The sequence below is a fragment of the Saccharopolyspora tripterygii genome (assembly GCF_054778355.1).
The window spans coordinates 13,487-29,417 of sequence record NZ_BAAGZP010000009.1; the positions used below are offsets into that span (position 1 = coordinate 13,487).

The following is a 15,931-nucleotide window of genomic DNA, read 5'->3' on the forward strand; positions in this document are numbered from 1 at the left end:
TCAGCAACGTCAGCGTTCCCCGCCGCACCCAACCGGCGCATCGATCAGCACCCGGGCAAGGACAGCTGCCTTCCGCCGGATTCCGGTGCTGCGGCGCCGCTTCAGGATCGAATCGGCGATCCGCTGCTGCTCCTGGAAGGAGTCACCCAGGATGAGCTCGGCAATGGCCTGGAATTCTTCAGCGTGGCGCGACCAATCAACGTCTCCGCTCAGGTGCTGTGCGCCATAGCCCGCGTCTGGCACCGCGCCGGAACGGTGTTCGACGCCGATACGCACGTGACATCCTAGTCCGCCACCGCAGCGAGCCAGGACGATATTCGCAGTCTGCGCCTGCTGGCGCACGAACTGCACTCGACACTGGCCCGCCTCGACGCGAACGCCCCCTGACCGGTTCTCTCGGCACGAGACCACGACCTTCCTAAGGGCGCGCTCGAAGTCCACCGTCCGGATGCGCTGCTACCTGACCTGAACCTGCGCCCTGCGCGGACAAGACTTGGTTCAGGGACACCTCGGGACACCAAAGAACACCCGCCCCTCATCACGAGCCATTCGCGTTTCCCCAGCTCATAAAGCTACTGAGCCCGTCCTCCGCGGTGTCCCGAAGAACGCCACCAACGGGACAGGTGGGACAGCAGAAAACCCAGCGGATTTACCCAGTCCTCGGCAACCGAAGCCGTGTGGTTAGTGCGCAACTCGCCCTCGGACACAGAATTACCCCACGGGTTTGACCTTGGGGATCCCGGACATCAGCTGGGGCGAGACCACGGTCTCGCCCCAGTCGCGTCTAGGGTGGGTTTCGCAGCTCATCTTCTACACCGTAAAGGCCAGCTGTGTCCCGCTGGGTGGCAGTGCTGTGGACGCCGTTTTCCGGCTGAAGCTCTTCGAGTGTCCAGTCCGGGCCGAGGTAGACGATCACTAAACCCGTTCGCGCGAAGATGATCGATCACCTCCTCGTCGCAGCCACCGGTGGGCTCGGGCAGCCGGGATAGCAGCCCGATCCTCTCGACTGCCATCTCAGATCCGAACCTGAGTTTTCGAACTGCTCGTCCTTGCCCAGCCGGTACCGCAGGCACGGTGAGTTGCCGGATCATTCCTGTGGGGCGGATCCGGTTCGGTGTTCGGCGAGCTGATCCTGCTTCGCCTTCTCGACGCCTGCGAGGACTTGTGGGGTGACGGTGCGCAGGAACGGCGGGATCGTGATCAGGACCGCGATGGCGAAGACGATGAAGGCAGCGCGCATGCCGAGGAACTCGGCCAGCAGTCCGACCGCACCGGCGCCGACGGGCATCGCACCCCAGCTGAACAGGCGGGCGACGGCGCTGTAGCGGCCCATCATCTCCGGATCGACGAGGTACTGGGCGATGGTGCGGGAGTTGACCGCCCACAGGGTTCCCCCCATCCCACCGAGGAAGGCACCCGCAGCCAGCGCCCAGAGCTCGGTGGTGAGCACGGGCGTGATGACCATGGCGAACGTGCCGATGAGGTCGGCGAACAGCGCCCACCGGCGGCCGATGAGGCGGTTCACTGTCGTCACGGTGAGCGCGCCGACGAGGCCACCGACCCCGAGCGCGCTCAGCAGCATCCCATACTCACGAGGGCCGAGGCCCAGCACTGTGGTGGCCATGAGAGGCATCAGCGCGAGCCAGGCGCCCCAGCAGGAGCACAGCACGGTCAGCACCAGGGCCATGAGCCGCAGCAGACGGCGCCTCCACAGGTAGCGCAGCCCCTCGCCGATCTGGCTGCTGACGCTCACCTCCAACTCACGTTGGCGCGGGACGCGGAAGCGACCGATGAGGAACACCAGCACCACAGTGGCCAGCACGTAGCTGACGGCGGTGGCACCGAGAGCGAAAGCGCTGCCGACCGCGACCAGCAGGCCTCCGACGAACGGTCCGCAGAACTCGTTGCACACCGTCTCGGCACCGGTGATCCAGGCATTCGCCTGCTCTCGCCAGCGCGGCCCCACCGCGGTCGGGGTCAGCGCCATCGCCGAGGTCAGAGCGATCACCTCGGCAACGCCCAGGACCGCCCCTCCGACCAGCAGCAAGGGCAGCGTCACCGCCTCCGAGTACCAGGCCGCCAGCAGCCCGGCCAGCGTCAGCAGCCGCAGACCGTTGGCCAGCCACAGCAGCAGACGACGGTCGAACCGGTCAACCAGCACGCCCACGTGGAGCGCGGTGAGCAGCCACGGCAGCGTCAGCGCAAGCGAGACGGCCGCGACCAGTGCCGGCGAGCGGGTCAACGTGGTCGCCAACAGCGGAAGAGCCATCTTCAGCACGCCGTCGGCGAGGTTGGTGATGGCGGTGAACACCACCAGCACCAGCGTGTTGTGCCCGCTGTGATCGCGTGGCGGTGCAGCAACGGGCGGCTCGGCGAGTCGGTCCGTCATGTCCCTACCTCCTTCTAACCAGCAAAAGCATTTAGACGGATAGTATCGAGGCCGCTTCGTTGCGGGTCCATCCCGCAAACGGGTAACCTCTTATCGGGGTGACTGGTTACCGCACGTCAACGAAGAGGTGAGTCGCCGTGGATCCGTCCCCGCACGCCGAGCTGATCATTGCGTTCGCGAACACGCTGGACATCGAGGACGACACCGACACGCTGCGGGAACCTGCAGGTCTCGCCGGCTGGCTGGTGGAACATGAGGTCACCGCCCGGACGCCTGCGGTGACCGATGCTGACCACGAACGATGTCTCCGGCTGCGCGCCGGCGTCCGCGAGCTGCTGGGCACCGAGCAGCAGCGTTCGCACGTGCTCGCCGACGCCGACGCCGTCCTGCTCGATCTCCCGCTGCTCGCATCGCTCACCCCGGACTCCGCACTCCAACCCGACCCGCACCTGCCGCTCACCTCGCGGGCGCTAGCGAGCTTGGCCGCGGCGTTGACCACCTTGCTGATCACCGGCGAGGTTGAGCGCATCAAGCGTTGCCCCGCCGAGGACTGCGGCTGGGTGTTCTGGGATTCGACCAAGAACCGAAGTCGCCGATGGTGTTCCATGCAGGTCTGCGGCAACCGCCAGAAGGCGCGCACCTTCGCCGCGCGCAATCGCTGATGACCACCGCAGTTCATGCGACCGTTCGATAGCAGCCTTGATGGAACACCAGCGGCCTGCGCTGCGCCTCGCCCATGCGGACCGCGGTCACTCGTGCCAAGAACAGCACGTGATCACCCGCTTGCTGCGCGGCCTCGACGTGGCATTCCATGCTCAGCAGGGCCGCATCGACCAGGACGTTGCCCGCCCCGTCGACCTCGTCGCCCAGCAAGGCCGCGGCGGAGTCGCCTCTCGGCCGGTCGCGGCTGGCGAACACCGCCGACAACTCCTGCTGATCCGCGCTCAACACGTTGATGGCGAAGGTCCTCGTCTCGTCGAGCCGGAACCGCATTCGCCCAGCCGCTCCGACCCCCACCTGCACCAGAACCGGCTCGAGCGAGACCGAGAGGATCGAATTGGCCGTGATCACCTCGGTGCGCGCTCCGCTGCCGCAGGTGATCAGCGTGACCCCGGTGGGGAACTGTCCCATGGCACGCCGGAACGTCGCGCTGTCGGGAGGCGTCCGATTCTCCTGAGTCATCGCGCTCACCGGTCCTCCACGGTATCGGCAAGAGCCTTGCGGTCGATCTTGCCGTTGGGGTTGAGCGGGAACAGCTCGAACGGAACCACCCTGCGCGGCACCATGTACGCAGGCAGCTGACGTCCGAGCGCCTCGACGAGTTCGTTCTCATCACGCGGTTCGCCGGTGTAGGCAGCAGCGAGTTCGGTTTCACCGTCGTGGCCGGTGATCGCGAGCACGACCGCGTCGGTGACCGCGGGCTGATCCCGTAGCGCGGCCTCGATCTCGCCGAGCTCCACCCGATAACCCCGGATCTTGACCTGGTGATCGAGCCGTCCCAGATGCACGATCTGTCCCTGCTCCACTGCCACCCGATCACCGGTGCGGTACCAATGCGCCTCGGTCACAGGCTCCTGCCCGTCGTAGACGGAGGCGAACTCACCGTCGAAAGACACGAAACGGCCCGTGTTGTTTGCGGCGTCGACGTATCCCGGGAACCGTTGCGGTCCGCGCAGGCACAGCTCGCCCACCTCGGCGGGTCTGCCGTCCTCATCGAGGACCAGGTGCTCGAGTTCGGGGTAGACGGTACCGATGGGGACCGTGCCGTTCGCGGGACGCGGCCAGTCGGCGGGATCGCTGGGCAGCCGGTACTCCGTGCAGGTCACCGTCATCTCGGTGGGCCCGTAGATATTCTCCATCATCGTGTTGGGGGCGGCTGCGCGCCAGGCCTGCGCCTGGTGCAGGGTCAGCGGCTCACCGCAGAACAGGCTCCAGCGCAGCGTCGGCATGCTCTCCTGCTTCAGCGCCCGCAGCCTGCTCGCCAGCGAGATCACCGACGGCACCGAGTTCCAGTGCGTGATCCGGTTGCGGTTGACGAAGCGAACGGGTGCGAGCAGGTCGGCGCGGGCAGGAACGACCAGTGTCGCGCCCGATCCCCACGCGGTGAACATGTCGTACACCGAGGGGTCGAAGGTGAGGTCGAAGGTCTGCGACAGCCTGTCGCCCGGTGCGACACCGTAGCGATCGATGACGTGGGCCAGGTACGCGCACACGTTGCGGTGCTGGAGCTGGACGCCTTTGGGCCGACCGGTCGAGCCCGAGGTGAACAGGATGTAGGCCAGGTCTTCGGGTTTCGCGGTCGACGCCGGCAGCGCGCCCGGCTTCGGCAGGGCATTGAGTTCGTCGTCGTCCAACCGCACAACGGGCATCGGGAATCGCGTCGGGAGGTCGGCGTGCACCAGCACGACGTCGAGCTCGGCTTGTTCGGCGATGGCGGTGTTGCGTGCCTCGGGGAAGGCGGGGTTGAGCGGGATGACGGTCGCTCCGAGCCGTTGCGCCGCGAGGTATCCCGCGTAGGCCACCACGGTGCGGGCTGCGAGCAGGCCGACGCGGGCGGGAACACTCCCGGTTCGCTCGACGAGAGCGGCGGCGATCGCTTCCGCGACGCTCTCCAGTTCGGCGTAGCTCAGGGAGGTGCCCGCGACCTCCAGCGCGGTGGCGGACGGATGGGTGGCGGCCGAGTCGGCGAACCACTCGTACAGTGTGGGCTTAGTTTCCATAGTGGTCATCCCTTCGGGAAGAGTTGTGGGTGCGACACGTGCAGTTCGTGCGTGACCTCCGCGAGATGTCCCAAAGTCTTCTCCAGCAGCGCCGGCCTGGGTCGTGATCGGCGCGCGGAGTCCAGCGCGAACCGCAGGGAACGGGGAAGCTCACCCCACGCATCCCAGGCGGGCCGCACTACTTCGCCGTCGATCAGTCCTGCGTGGACGAACGAGTTGAGCTGGAAGCGCTGGTGCCGAGCCGCGGCCCACAGATCTTCGACGTGCGCCGCGAGAGTGCTCACGCTGCCGACGATCCGTTCCGCGACCAGCCCCAAGGTCGAGTTGATGTCGACCCGCACACGAGGACTGGACGCACCAGCTGACGGTTGCTTGACCAACCACCGGTAGTGCTCCTCGTCCGGCACCGCGATCCGTTCACCCAGCGCGTAGGCATCGCGGTTGCGGGCGGTTCTCGCGAGCGCGCACACCGGTGTCAGGGCCGCCCGCAGCTCCTCATCGGTGATCCACTGCTCGTGCGGATGTTGCTCTCCGGTCGAGAACAGCGCCGAGAAGCGATCGACCACATGCCATCGGTCGCTGTCACGATCCGTGAGCAGCACCCAGTGCGGCGTCTCGGCGTCACCCGGCGCCCACGGCAGGAAGCGCGTGTTCGCCACGGCCAGGACACGGCCCTGCGCCTCCACTTCGTCGCGCAGCCCGGACACGCACTGCGCCCACCGGGCCGCACCGCGATAGCCGAGTTCCCGGTCGCCCGGATCGCGATCGACGCGCTCGTGGTGGGAGAAGATCAATTCCTCGGTCTCCCCCAGCTGCACTCGCAGGTCGATGGCCTCGGCGAGTCGGTTCGAAGCCGACGTGTCCTCCGCTTCCAGGTAGGTGAGCAAGTTCGACGTGTAGCAGCTCAGCTCCTGCTGCCCGCGCACGATCGCCGTCATAGTGCCTCCCCCTTCGGTGGCCCGAAGGCGCAGCTCAGCGGGACCTCGGAGCGCCCGCGCAGGCTCACCCAGCGATAGGCGCCCCACGTCCCGGTCTCGGTGTCCGGCGGAACGTCGATCGCCCAGGGCCGTCCGCCGATTCCCTCGCCAGTGGCTTTCACGCACGCTTCCTGCGCGGTCCACACCCACGCGAACTCCAGAGCGCGTTCCGACGGCGGCAGGTGGAGCACCTCGTCGGCGTAGGTGCGCAGGCAGCGCCGAACCAGGGCGCGTTCCACTTCCTCGGGCGCGCCTTGCACGTCCACTCCCACGTCCCGGCTGGTGGCGACGCAGGCCGCCACCAGCCCGTTGTCGTGCGAGATGCTCACACCCAACCCCGCCGCGCCGCCCAGGTACGGCTTCCCGTTGTCTGCGGCCATGACCTCCAGCCCGGCGGCGTGCGGGTGCAGTTCCCGCAGCATCAACCGCAGCACGGCTCTGCCTGCGAGGAATTCGCGGGAACGCCAAGCAGGCATTCCCCTGGTCAGCGCCAGATCCGCCGGATGCTGACTCGTGATGTCCTCGATGCGGCTCGTGCTCAGCCAGATGTCGTCGGCGACTTCGATCAGCTCCCGGTGCATGACCACCCACTCGGGTTCAGCTCGGCGAGCACCGTCATGGCGTCGTCGGCCACGGCGGCGCGGACGACCTCGGTCGTACCGCCCCCGATCCCGAAGATCGCGGCCTGCGCGCGCAACTTCTGCGCACCGCGCGCAGTGAATCCCTCCGCTCCTTGCAACTGGGCGCATTCGGCGAGCACCCGATCCACCGTCGTGCCCACCGCCGCTTTGAGCAGCGCGGCGGCCGACGTGTCGTGGTTGTTCGCGATGCGCTCGCTGAGATCCTTGACCAACGCGTCCAGCTGCCGCACCTCCACCAGGCAGCCGGCGAAGCGCTGGCGAACGCTGTCGATGTCCCACAACGTGCCCTGCTGGTGCGGACGAACCGACAGTCCGCGCAGCGTGTGGTCCAAGGTGCGGCGGCACAGCGCCAACGCCCACAGCGCACCGGCGAGCCGTTCGACGGCGATGTGCCGGGCGAAGCTGGCGAGCCCGCGACCCGGCCTGCCGATCACCCGGGCTCGCTCCAACCGCACCTGCTCGAACGCCACATCACCCACACCCGACCCGTGGAAGAGGTCAGATTCGGCCGACGACACGTGGACACCCGGAGCATCCGCGGGCACCAGAACCCAGGTGAAGTTCGTGAAGTGCCTGCCCTGACGGTGACGGGCGAGCACCAGGAACTCGTTCGCCGTGGTGGCGTTGGTGATCCAGCGCTTGGCGCCGGTGAGCACGACATCGTGCTCACCGAGCCGGACCTCGGTTTCCAACGCGGTCAGATCCGAGCCCGGTCCGACGTCGGTGGCAGCCAGCCCGAGCGACACCTCGCCGCGCAGCGCGGAGTGCAGAATTCGGGCCGAGGCGGCCGTGTCCCCCGCGAGCAACGGCAACGCGGTGGCGGTCTGCACGCACAGGGCGAGGGTGGTGCCCACCGGAAACCTGCAGTCCACCGCGGTCAGCAGCCGCGCCAGCCGCTCAGGCAGCACCCCATCGGCCGGCGAGCCGTGCCGGTAGACCTGTTCGATCAGCCCGGCTCTGCCGAGCGCCAGCCAGATCTCGGTCGCCGGAGCCGACGCGTCGAGTTCCCCCAGGACCTTCTCCAGTACGTCGAAATCCGGGATTCCGACGAGCGGTTCCAGCAAGGACGTCTCAGACAAGATGCACCTCCGGATCCATCAGCGCCAACCGCCCGCCCGCGAGGTGCAACCGGTCGTTGCTGAAATTCAGCGCCGCCGACCGCAGATCGCGCAGCGCGAGTTCGAGCCTGGTCGGTGAGTTCTTCATATAGCCGTGCCGCAACCCCACGGCGGCGACGAGATCTTCGACCGCGGCGTGGCATTCGTCGGCTGCGGTGATCTTCAGCGCGTTGAGCAGAAGCTGGTGGCGCGGAGTCGACAGATCCCGTCCCGTACGCACCAACTCCTCGGTGCGCCACAGCATCGCGTTGACCGAATCCAGCCGTCGGCGCGCCTGGGACAGCCGGGTGAGCAGGAGTTCGGACTTGGTATCGAACTTCTTGCGCCCATCTTCGCTGCGCACCAGGCGCAGCACCCGTGAGAGGGCACCTGCGGCGGTGCCCAGCCAGGCCGCCGACCATCCCAGGTGCGCCATCGGCGCGAAAACCGCACCAGAGATATCGGCGAAGCCTCCCCGCTGCCCGATGATCTGGTGCGCCGGCACGCGGCCCGTCAGCTGCAGCGCGATACTGTGGCTGGCGCGCATCCCCATCGGCTGCCAATCCCCCGATCCGCTCGCGACGAGCTGATCGCGATGGGCGTAGACCAGCGATACCTGGTTCGGCGAAACGTCTTCCGCGGCACGCATGGTGATCAGGAACCCGTCGGCATGAGCGCCTCCGGTGACGATCGGCGCGAACCGGTCGATGTCCAGGTTCCGCTCGTCGCCGCCGAGGGCCGACTCCGCGTTGAGCAGGTGACCGCCGGTACCGACCTCGGTGGTCACCGACGCGAGGTACTCCTCACCTCGTCCGATCCGGCCCAGCAGCTCCTCCCGCACCGGCTCCCGGGCGTAGTCGACGACAGCGGCCACCTGTTGGCAATGCATCGTGAAGATCATCGCCAGCGACATGTCCGCGCGCCCGAGCCGGATTCCCACCCGGAGAACGTCCGCGATGTCGCCGCCCAGCCCTCCGTGCTCGACGGGCACGAGCAAGCCCAGCAGACGGGTGCGGCGCAATTCCTCCAGCGCCGCTACGGGAAACCGCGCCTCGTGATCGGTTTCGGCCACGTACCGCTCGGCCACCGTGGCGACATCGTCGGCCAGCTCATCAACGTCGAGACGAAGCTCGACCGGCGCGGTCATGCCGCGGCCTCCTGCACCTGCGCGGCCACCACGCGCCACAGACTGCCCGCCGTGGCGAAGGTGTCGTCGTTGAGCTCGTCATCGGGCAGCGCGATGCCGTAGCAGTCCTCAATGGCGAATAACAGCTCGATGGCCTGCATCGAATCCAGGCCCCACTCGCGCAGGTCGGAATCCTCCGTGATCTCGCGGTCGCCCGCGAACTTCAGGAACGGCGTCAGCAGCGTGATGAATCGGGATTCCATCGTGATCAGACCTCCAAATGTGTTCGGCTCAGTTCCAGACGAGAAGACTGTGGCGGACGGTTCGGCTCGTCGCTGTCGACGATCACTTCCCAAGGCATCGGATGGCCTAGGAACGCCAGCAGGCTGGCGTAGAGCCCGTAGGCCCCGACGTTCGGAACCGTCAGCACTTGCCCGGGTTTCACCTCGGGAATGACTGCGTTGCGCGCCCACATGTCCAGCGGGGTGCACAGCGGCCCGGTCAGCATCGCGGTCATCCCGGGGCCTTCTCCGGATCCGGCCACCCCGGGCAGCAGCGGCGGCACACGCCGCAGCCCGGCCATGCCGCCGAGGTGGTTGATCCCGGACTCCAGCACGACGACGTCGCGACCGTGCGACTGCTTGACGTCGAGCACCCGGGTTACCAGCGCGCCTGCAGTCCCCACGAGATACCGACCCGACTCGAAGCAGACCCGCGGAGCGGGGTCGGGGAGCTCTTCGTCGAGCAGCACGTCCAGCTCGTCACGCAGGCCCTCCAGTGAGATGCGCTCGCCCGGTTTGGCGAACGGAGCTCCGAAACCGCCGCCGAGGTCGAGCACGTCGATGTCCGCGCCACAACGCCCGAGCGCGGCCACGAGCCGGACCGCCGTGCGCACCGAGTGCCGGAATTGCGCGACGAGATCGTCGACACTGGTCAGGTTGGTTCCCATGTAAAGGTGTAGGCCGTGCACTCGTGCGTTCGGCCGGCCTGCGAATCGGGCGGGTTCAGCCAGCACCTGATCGAGGTCCGCGCCGAACTGGGACGCGACGCCGGTCATCGCCAAGCCCTGTCCCGACGTCGGCTGGTCGTCGTTGATCCGCACCAGGCAACCGACCTCGATTCCCTGCTCGGCGGCGATCGAATCCAGCTGGTCGAGAGCCGACACTGAATCCACCGAGAATTCCCTGACTCCCAGTCGAATCGCCCGCGCGATCTCGGTGTCGCGCTTGCCCGGCCCGGTGTAGAGGACCTCCGACGCCGACCAACCCGCGGCCAGCGACGCGTCCAGCTCGCCCTCCGAGCACACCTCGGGCAGCGCCCCGCTCCGGCGCAGCTCACCAAGGACCGCCGGGTGCGGGTTGGCCTTCAGCGAGTAGTACAGCGCGGCGCGCTCGGGCAGGGCCGCGCGCAGGTGGGTGTGGTTCTCGCGCACGATGGCCAGGTCGTAGACGTAAGCGGGAGTGGCGGCCGAACCGAGTTGATCGACCACGTTCTCGTACCAGAGCGCGGACTCAGTCATGGTCGGCCTCCACCCTGGCGGCCATGATCTTGCGGTCGACCTTTCCGTTGCCGGTCAGGGCGATTCGATCCACGACGAGACAGCGAGAAGGAATCTTGAACTCCTCGATCTCGGCACGCATCGCCTCCAACACCGCACCTGGTTCGAGGTCGGCGACGACCAGGAGAACAGCCCGGCGATCACCCTCCGGTGGGAGAACCGCGGCCGAACTCACGCCGTCGAGACGGCGGGCAGCCGCCTCCACTTCGGTCGCACTGACGCGGAAGCCGCGTTCCTTGTAGATGTCGTCACGGCGTCCTTCGAAGTACAGGTGGCCGTCCTCATCGACCCATCCGAAGTCACCGGTGCGCAGCTCCGGGAAGAGATCACCGCGCCGGGGGAATCGCCGGGACGACATCTCCGGTTGCCGCCAGTACCCGGACATGACGTTCGGTCCGCGCACGGCGATCTCCCCGACTTCGCCTGCGGGAAGCCGATTTCCGTCCTCGTCGACGGTGAAGACCTCGGTACCCGGCAGAGCACGCCCGCAGGTCCCCGGGCGGAGCAGGTCGGCATCCGGCTCAGCGATCGTCGCGCGCTTGCACTCGGTGAGTCCGAACATCAGCTGCACCCGGAGGTCGGGAAGGATCGCCCGCAAGGTCTGGATCACCTGGGCGGGCATCGCGGCACCTGTGTTGGTCATCAGCCGCAGCGCGGGCGTCCCGACCCCGCGCCGCGACAGCAGCCTGCCGAGCGCCTCCGCGACCGCGGGAACGGCCGGCAGGACTGTCGCACCGGACTCCACCAGGTTGGTGACCAACCCGGGCCCAACCTCCGCCGGACGTCCCAGCCACACGTGGGCGCCGGACGCGGCACCGAGGAAGAGCTGGTACATGCCGTAGTCGAACGACATCGGCAGCGGGCAGTAGACGACGTCGTCATACCGGTAGCCCAGCAGTGTCTGGATCGCACGGATTGCGAAGGTGACCTGCTGCTGCGTGCTCACCACCGCCTTCGGCGCGGAGGTGGTGCCCGAGGTGTAGATCAGGAACAACGGATCGACGGCGATGGGTTCCGGTCCCGTCGGCTCCGCCTCCCCGGTGCTTAGCTCCGCGAGCAGAGCTTCGCTGGTCAACACCGGAATCTCGCGGTCGCGAGCGGGCACCGGGTCGGTGTCAGCAATGACCAGAACCGGCTGACAATCGTCGAGAACGTGTTCGAGCGCGCGATCGTTGGTCTGCTCGTGCAGCACCGAGATGATCGCTCCGACCCGGGAGGCCGCGTAGATCAGCGCGGGGTGCACGACGCTAGAGGGCAGCAGCACCACGACTCGCTCACCGCGACCCACACCGCGGTCTTGGAGCAGCCAGGCGAAGCGAGCTGCCGCCGTGCTCAGCTCCCGGTACGTCCAGGTCGTGCCCGCGGCAGTCACAGCGGGGCGGCCCGGGTGTTCCCGGGCAGCGTCCTCCAGGAGGTGGTGTAAAAGTGTCATCTCGTCACTCCCTCCACGAGCACCGTGAACGGCCTGCTGACGCGGCAGAGGTCGTCCAGCCTGTGCAGGTTTTCCGGAATCAGGTCATCAGCGTCGATGTCAGCGCCCAGTTCGCTCTCCAGCCGTTCGACGATCTCCACCAGCCGGAACGAGCTGAATCGCGGCGAGGAACTGAACGGCATCCCGTCGAGCAGGTGCTGCGCGTCGACCTCCAGCACGGCGGCCACCTCGCTCGCCACCGCCTGCCGCCAGTAGTCGCCGTCCGCAGCGAACACCGTCCGGTCCGTGGCGAGCAGGCTCCGCATCCGCTCCAGAACGCCGCTCGGCTCCGGACGCCCTCGTGCCACCCGCCGTGCAGCGAGGTAGGTCTGCTCGACCAGCGCGTTCCAGCCCTGGAGGTGTTCGGCGACCGCGGCCGGCTCCGGCTCGCCGCGGTGTTCGCGGAAGGCTGCGTGCAGGGCGCGGGATCGCCGCAGCAGCCACGTCTCCAGCGTGAGCCGCTCCAGTGCCGCCACCCGATCCGCGTGGGTCTTGTAGGCCCGGAGGTACTGCGCGACATCGACGTCCGCGACGGTCGGCACCGGATCGGCGATCGGCACGGGGTCGAAGTGCAGCACGCGCGCGGGACCCGCCAAGCGCAACCCGGGGTGGTGCCACGTGCCAGGTGCGGCCGGACCCCACGGGGTGTCGTTGTCGTAGGCGTCGTGCACGGTGCCGTCGGGGCCGAGCAGGAAGCTGTGCTCCATGTGCCGCTGCCCGAAGTAGGGAACCCAGGGCAGTTCGAAGGCGTCCGCGACGACGTAGGCGACCTGGCCCGGCCGAACCCGCTCCGTCAGCGGTTCGTCGACGACGACCTCGTCGCCGCTGGGGTCGAGGCCGAGCAGCCGCCGGGCGTCGGCGAGATGCCGCTCCAGCTCGGGTTCGACGGTGGGCAGCTCGTCACCGCGCCACGACATCCTCAGTTCCGCACCCAGGTTGAGGTGGGCGCCCGGGCCATGGTGGTGATCGGCGAGCACCGCGAGGTTGGCTTGAACGCAGTCCAGGAGCTCGGAGCGAACCGTGGTCAGCGACAACATCACGCCCTCCCCGCACCGGAGAGCACGGACCCCGCGACCGAGTTCAGCCCGGACACCGCAGCGGACAACGCCGCCGGCTGCGGCGCCACGTCGTCGAGCTCGCCGTCGAGGAACTGCTGGTAGGCGGCCAGGTCCAGGTATCCGTGCCCGCTCGCGCAGACCACCACTCCGCGTTCCGCGCGCAGTCCCTCGGCACCGGTGGTCGCCAGCTTCGCCGCCGCCGCCAGCGCGTGCCCGGACTCCGGCGCGGGTAGAACCGCCTCGTGCACCGTCAGCAGCCGACCGGCTTCCAACGCCTCGACCTGACCGATGCCCATCGCCTCGACCTGGCCGGCGTGGCGCATCGCGGAGATGACCTTCGCCGCGGCGTGGAATCGCAGGCCCGCCGAGTGCGAGTCGGGAATCACGTAGTCGCTGCCGATGGTGTACATCGCTTCGAGCGGACCGGTGCCGGTGGCGTCGGTCTGGTCGTAGGCGTAGACCCCTCGCGTGAGCTTCGGGGTCGTGCTCGATTCGGCCGCGACCAGCATGGGGGGTCGTCCCCCGGTCGCAGCGGCCTCGGCGTGGAACGGCAGTGCGATCCCGCCGAAGTTGGATCCGGCTCCGACACAGCCGACCACCGCGTCGACGTCGGCGCCAAGCTCGCGCAGCTGCGATTGCGCCTCCTGCCCGATGACCGACTGGTGCAGGATGCTGTAGGTCTCGCCGCTGCCGATGCTGAACGCGGCCCCGTCGGTGTTGCGGGCGTACTCCACCGCTTCGCCGATGGCCAGCGACAGGCTGTTGCCGCGCGACCCGTCGTGGTCGCGCCCCACCGCGGTGAGGTCGCTGGGACTCGCGTGCACCTGAGCTCCGAGCATCCGCATCAGCACGCCTCGGTAGGGCTTGCGCCGCAGGCTGGAGTCGACCATGAACACCGTGCAGCGAAGTCCGAACAAGGCACACGCTGCGGCCAGCGCGGTCCCCCACTGGCCTGCTCCGGTGCCCGTGACCAGCTCGTCGACGCCGGCTCGTGAATAGTAGTAGGCCTGGGCGAGAGCGGTGTTGAGCTTGTGGCTGCCCGAGATGTTGCCGCCCTCGTACTTGACGTAGACCGGTACCCGAGCGCCGATGGCCCGCTCGAACCCGGTGGCGCGCCACAGCGGAGTGGGCCGGAACTTCCGGTAGGCTTCGGCGACCTGCTCGGGAATCGGCCAGTACTCCTTGCCCGGCATGCTCTGCCGCACCAGTTGGAGCGGGAGGTTCGCCTGGATCGCGGCGCCACCGGTTCCCTTCGGACTGCGGTCGGCAGGAAGCTCCTCGATGTGCGGGAGCACGCTTCGCCAGTGCGTCGGCAGCTCGCTCATCCCGCCACCCCCGCCGCTTCGATGACCACCGCGGTCAGGTCGTCGACGGTGCGGAACTGCCTGCCGACGAACATGTCGTCGGAGAGCTCTACGTCCAGCTCGTCTTCGAGGCGGACGAGCATCCCGACGAACCCCAGCGAGTTGACCGACAACCGTTCTCCGTTGAGCGGCTCGTCGTCGGCGATCTGGTCGGGCCGCAGCGACAGGCGCGACTCGGCGATCACTAGTCTCTTCACGGCGTCGATGACCGCAGCGCGGTCGAGTACAACTGTGGACATGAACCCTCCTGTGCCGAAACGGGTTTCACCTGACGGTGCTGCGCAGCGTGCCGTTCGCCTCTACCAGCCAGGTGTAGGTCAACAGCGACCGCAACGTCACCGGGCCGCGCACGTGCAACCGGCCGGTGCTGATGGACACCTCGGCTCCGAGCCCGAGAGTGGGTCCGTCGTGCAAGCGCAATGATCCGTTGACCACCAGGGCCGCGGCGTCGACGCGCTTGACGAACTCGCCGCTGACCTGCACATCCGAGGCGACGACGCCTTCGGTGTGCATCGAACCGAAGCGGCTGATGTGCTCAACCGCCTCATCGAGACCGTCGACCATGAGCACGCCGACGGCAGGCGCGAGGAATTCGCGGCCGAAGTCGTGCTCGGCGAGCCGCTCAATGCGCCACCGGTGCGGTTCGTCGGCGGTCGGCTCGTCGATACGGCCGTCGAGCTTGATCGTCACCTCGGCATCGGCGGCGGTGAGGGAGGCCACGAACTCCTGGGCCACGGCCCGGTCGACCAGAACGAGTTCGAGGGTGTTGCACGCGGTCGGTTCCGCCAGTTTGCTGTCGAGCGTCACCGCTGCGGCCAGCTCCAAGTCGGCGGAGCGGTGCACGTAGAGGTGGTTGACCCCGCCTCCGCTGGCGACGACGGGGATGGTGCTGCTGGTCCGGCAGTAGTCGATCAGCGAGGGGCTTCCGCGCGGGATCAGCACGTCGATGGCGTCACCGCGGCCGAGCAGCTCGCGAAGCACCTTGCGGCTGGGATCGTCCAGAACGCTCACCATGCCGGCCGGAAGACCCGACTCCACCAACGCCTTGGCCACCACTGCCGAAAGGGCCTGGTTGGTGCGCACGATCTCCTTTCCACCGCGCAGGATCACGGCGTTACCGGTGACCACCGGCAGCAGGGCTCCCTCGACGGTGACCGTCGGCCGCGCTTCGTAGACCATCAACGCCAGACCCAGCGGTTTCGGGATCTTGCGCCGGACGGCGGCGGTGTTGCCGACTCGGGTCTCGGGCTCGGGCGCGAGCACGTCGGGAAGTGACCGGGCGACCGCGCTGCTCAGCGCGGTCAGCTGCGCGAGGTGATCGTCTCGCAACCTGATTCGTTCCACTAGAACGGAGGGCAGTCCTCGTTCCTCCGCGCTGGCCACATCCTCGGCGTTGGCCCGCATGATCTGCGGCCACGCCTGTCGCAGTGCGTCGGTGAGTTCGTCGGGATAGCGGAAGTAGGCGTCATCGCCGACCGGAGGGGCGCTGGCGTAGGCCGCGCGGGAGGCGCGGAGCATATCTTCAGTCAT

16 protein-coding genes are annotated in these 15,931 nt (G+C 68.1%); 1 reads left to right on the top strand and 15 read right to left on the bottom strand.

The genetic code is table 11. The annotated features are described in order from the left end of the window. Positions 1-9 precede the first annotated feature (9 nt). Both ACYVF3_RS09590 and ACYVF3_RS09595 read right to left on the bottom strand, forming a co-directional pair. The gene (locus ACYVF3_RS09590) at positions 10-276 is read right to left on the bottom strand and encodes a hypothetical protein (RefSeq protein WP_461153851.1); all 267 of its coding nucleotides are present in this window, start codon (positions 274-276) and stop codon (positions 10-12) included. Between the two features lie 811 nt (positions 277-1,087). Then, the gene (locus ACYVF3_RS09595) at positions 1,088-2,389 is read right to left on the bottom strand and encodes an MFS transporter (RefSeq protein ID WP_461153852.1); all 1,302 of its coding nucleotides are present in this window, start codon (positions 2,387-2,389) and stop codon (positions 1,088-1,090) included. A 137-nt stretch (positions 2,390-2,526) separates the two neighbouring features. Between ACYVF3_RS09595 and ACYVF3_RS09600 the strand changes: the two genes are divergently transcribed. Continuing rightward, positions 2,527-3,051, top strand: coding sequence for a CGNR zinc finger domain-containing protein (locus tag ACYVF3_RS09600; protein ID WP_461153853.1), 525 nt, complete (start codon positions 2,527-2,529; stop codon positions 3,049-3,051). 13 nt (positions 3,052-3,064) lie between these two features. Here the strand turns inward: ACYVF3_RS09600 and ACYVF3_RS09605 are convergent, their stop codons facing one another. The 13 genes from ACYVF3_RS09605 to ACYVF3_RS09665 are packed head-to-tail and all read right to left on the bottom strand — an operon-like array spanning position 3,065 to position 15,931. After that, a complete protein-coding gene (locus ACYVF3_RS09605) occupies positions 3,065-3,571 on the bottom strand; it encodes a flavin reductase family protein (protein ID WP_461153854.1) in 507 nt (168 codons plus the stop codon). Positions 3,572-3,576: 5 nt separating this feature from the next. Next, the gene (locus tag ACYVF3_RS09610; protein ID WP_461153855.1) at positions 3,577-5,109 is read right to left on the bottom strand and encodes an amino acid adenylation domain-containing protein; all 1,533 of its coding nucleotides are present in this window, start codon (positions 5,107-5,109) and stop codon (positions 3,577-3,579) included. A gap of 5 nt (positions 5,110-5,114) precedes the next feature. Continuing rightward, positions 5,115-6,047: a hypothetical protein gene (locus ACYVF3_RS09615; RefSeq protein ID WP_461153856.1), complete on the bottom strand. Its 933-nt coding sequence runs from the start codon at positions 6,045-6,047 to the stop codon at positions 5,115-5,117. After that, on the bottom strand, positions 6,044-6,667 hold the full coding sequence (locus ACYVF3_RS09620) for a 4'-phosphopantetheinyl transferase family protein (RefSeq protein ID WP_461153857.1): 624 nt from the start codon (positions 6,665-6,667) through the stop codon (positions 6,044-6,046). Before ACYVF3_RS09620 ends, ACYVF3_RS09615 begins: the two co-directional genes overlap by 4 nt. Continuing rightward, positions 6,652-7,806, bottom strand: a complete 1,155-nt coding sequence (locus tag ACYVF3_RS09625) for an acyl-CoA dehydrogenase family protein (protein ID WP_461153858.1) — start codon at positions 7,804-7,806, stop codon at positions 6,652-6,654. Before ACYVF3_RS09625 ends, ACYVF3_RS09620 begins: the two co-directional genes overlap by 16 nt. Further along, positions 7,799-8,971: an acyl-CoA dehydrogenase family protein gene (locus ACYVF3_RS09630; protein WP_461153859.1), complete on the bottom strand. Its 1,173-nt coding sequence runs from the start codon at positions 8,969-8,971 to the stop codon at positions 7,799-7,801. The genes ACYVF3_RS09625 and ACYVF3_RS09630 overlap by 8 nt, the downstream gene beginning before the upstream one ends. After that, positions 8,968-9,213, bottom strand: a complete 246-nt coding sequence (locus ACYVF3_RS09635; protein ID WP_461153860.1) for a phosphopantetheine-binding protein — start codon at positions 9,211-9,213, stop codon at positions 8,968-8,970. Before ACYVF3_RS09635 ends, ACYVF3_RS09630 begins: the two co-directional genes overlap by 4 nt. Before the next feature lie 5 nt (positions 9,214-9,218). Continuing rightward, positions 9,219-10,469: a type III PLP-dependent enzyme domain-containing protein gene (locus tag ACYVF3_RS09640; protein WP_461153861.1), complete on the bottom strand. Its 1,251-nt coding sequence runs from the start codon at positions 10,467-10,469 to the stop codon at positions 9,219-9,221. Further along, complete coding sequence (locus ACYVF3_RS09645; RefSeq protein ID WP_461153862.1) at positions 10,462-11,940, bottom strand: class I adenylate-forming enzyme family protein; 1,479 nt, start codon at positions 11,938-11,940, stop codon at positions 10,462-10,464. Before ACYVF3_RS09645 ends, ACYVF3_RS09640 begins: the two co-directional genes overlap by 8 nt. Next, the gene (locus tag ACYVF3_RS09650) at positions 11,937-13,016 is read right to left on the bottom strand and encodes an acyl carrier protein (RefSeq protein ID WP_461153863.1); all 1,080 of its coding nucleotides are present in this window, start codon (positions 13,014-13,016) and stop codon (positions 11,937-11,939) included. Before ACYVF3_RS09650 ends, ACYVF3_RS09645 begins: the two co-directional genes overlap by 4 nt. After that, on the bottom strand, positions 13,016-14,362 hold the full coding sequence (locus tag ACYVF3_RS09655; protein WP_461153864.1) for a TrpB-like pyridoxal phosphate-dependent enzyme: 1,347 nt from the start codon (positions 14,360-14,362) through the stop codon (positions 13,016-13,018). Before ACYVF3_RS09655 ends, ACYVF3_RS09650 begins: the two co-directional genes overlap by 1 nt. After that, positions 14,359-14,640 carry an acyl carrier protein gene (locus ACYVF3_RS09660; RefSeq protein ID WP_461153865.1) on the bottom strand — a complete coding sequence of 94 codons (282 nt, stop codon included), beginning with the start codon at positions 14,638-14,640 and terminating at the stop codon, positions 14,359-14,361. Before ACYVF3_RS09660 ends, ACYVF3_RS09655 begins: the two co-directional genes overlap by 4 nt. A gap of 25 nt (positions 14,641-14,665) precedes the next feature. Then, a complete protein-coding gene (locus ACYVF3_RS09665; protein WP_461153866.1) occupies positions 14,666-15,931 on the bottom strand; it encodes a glutamate-5-semialdehyde dehydrogenase in 1,266 nt (421 codons plus the stop codon).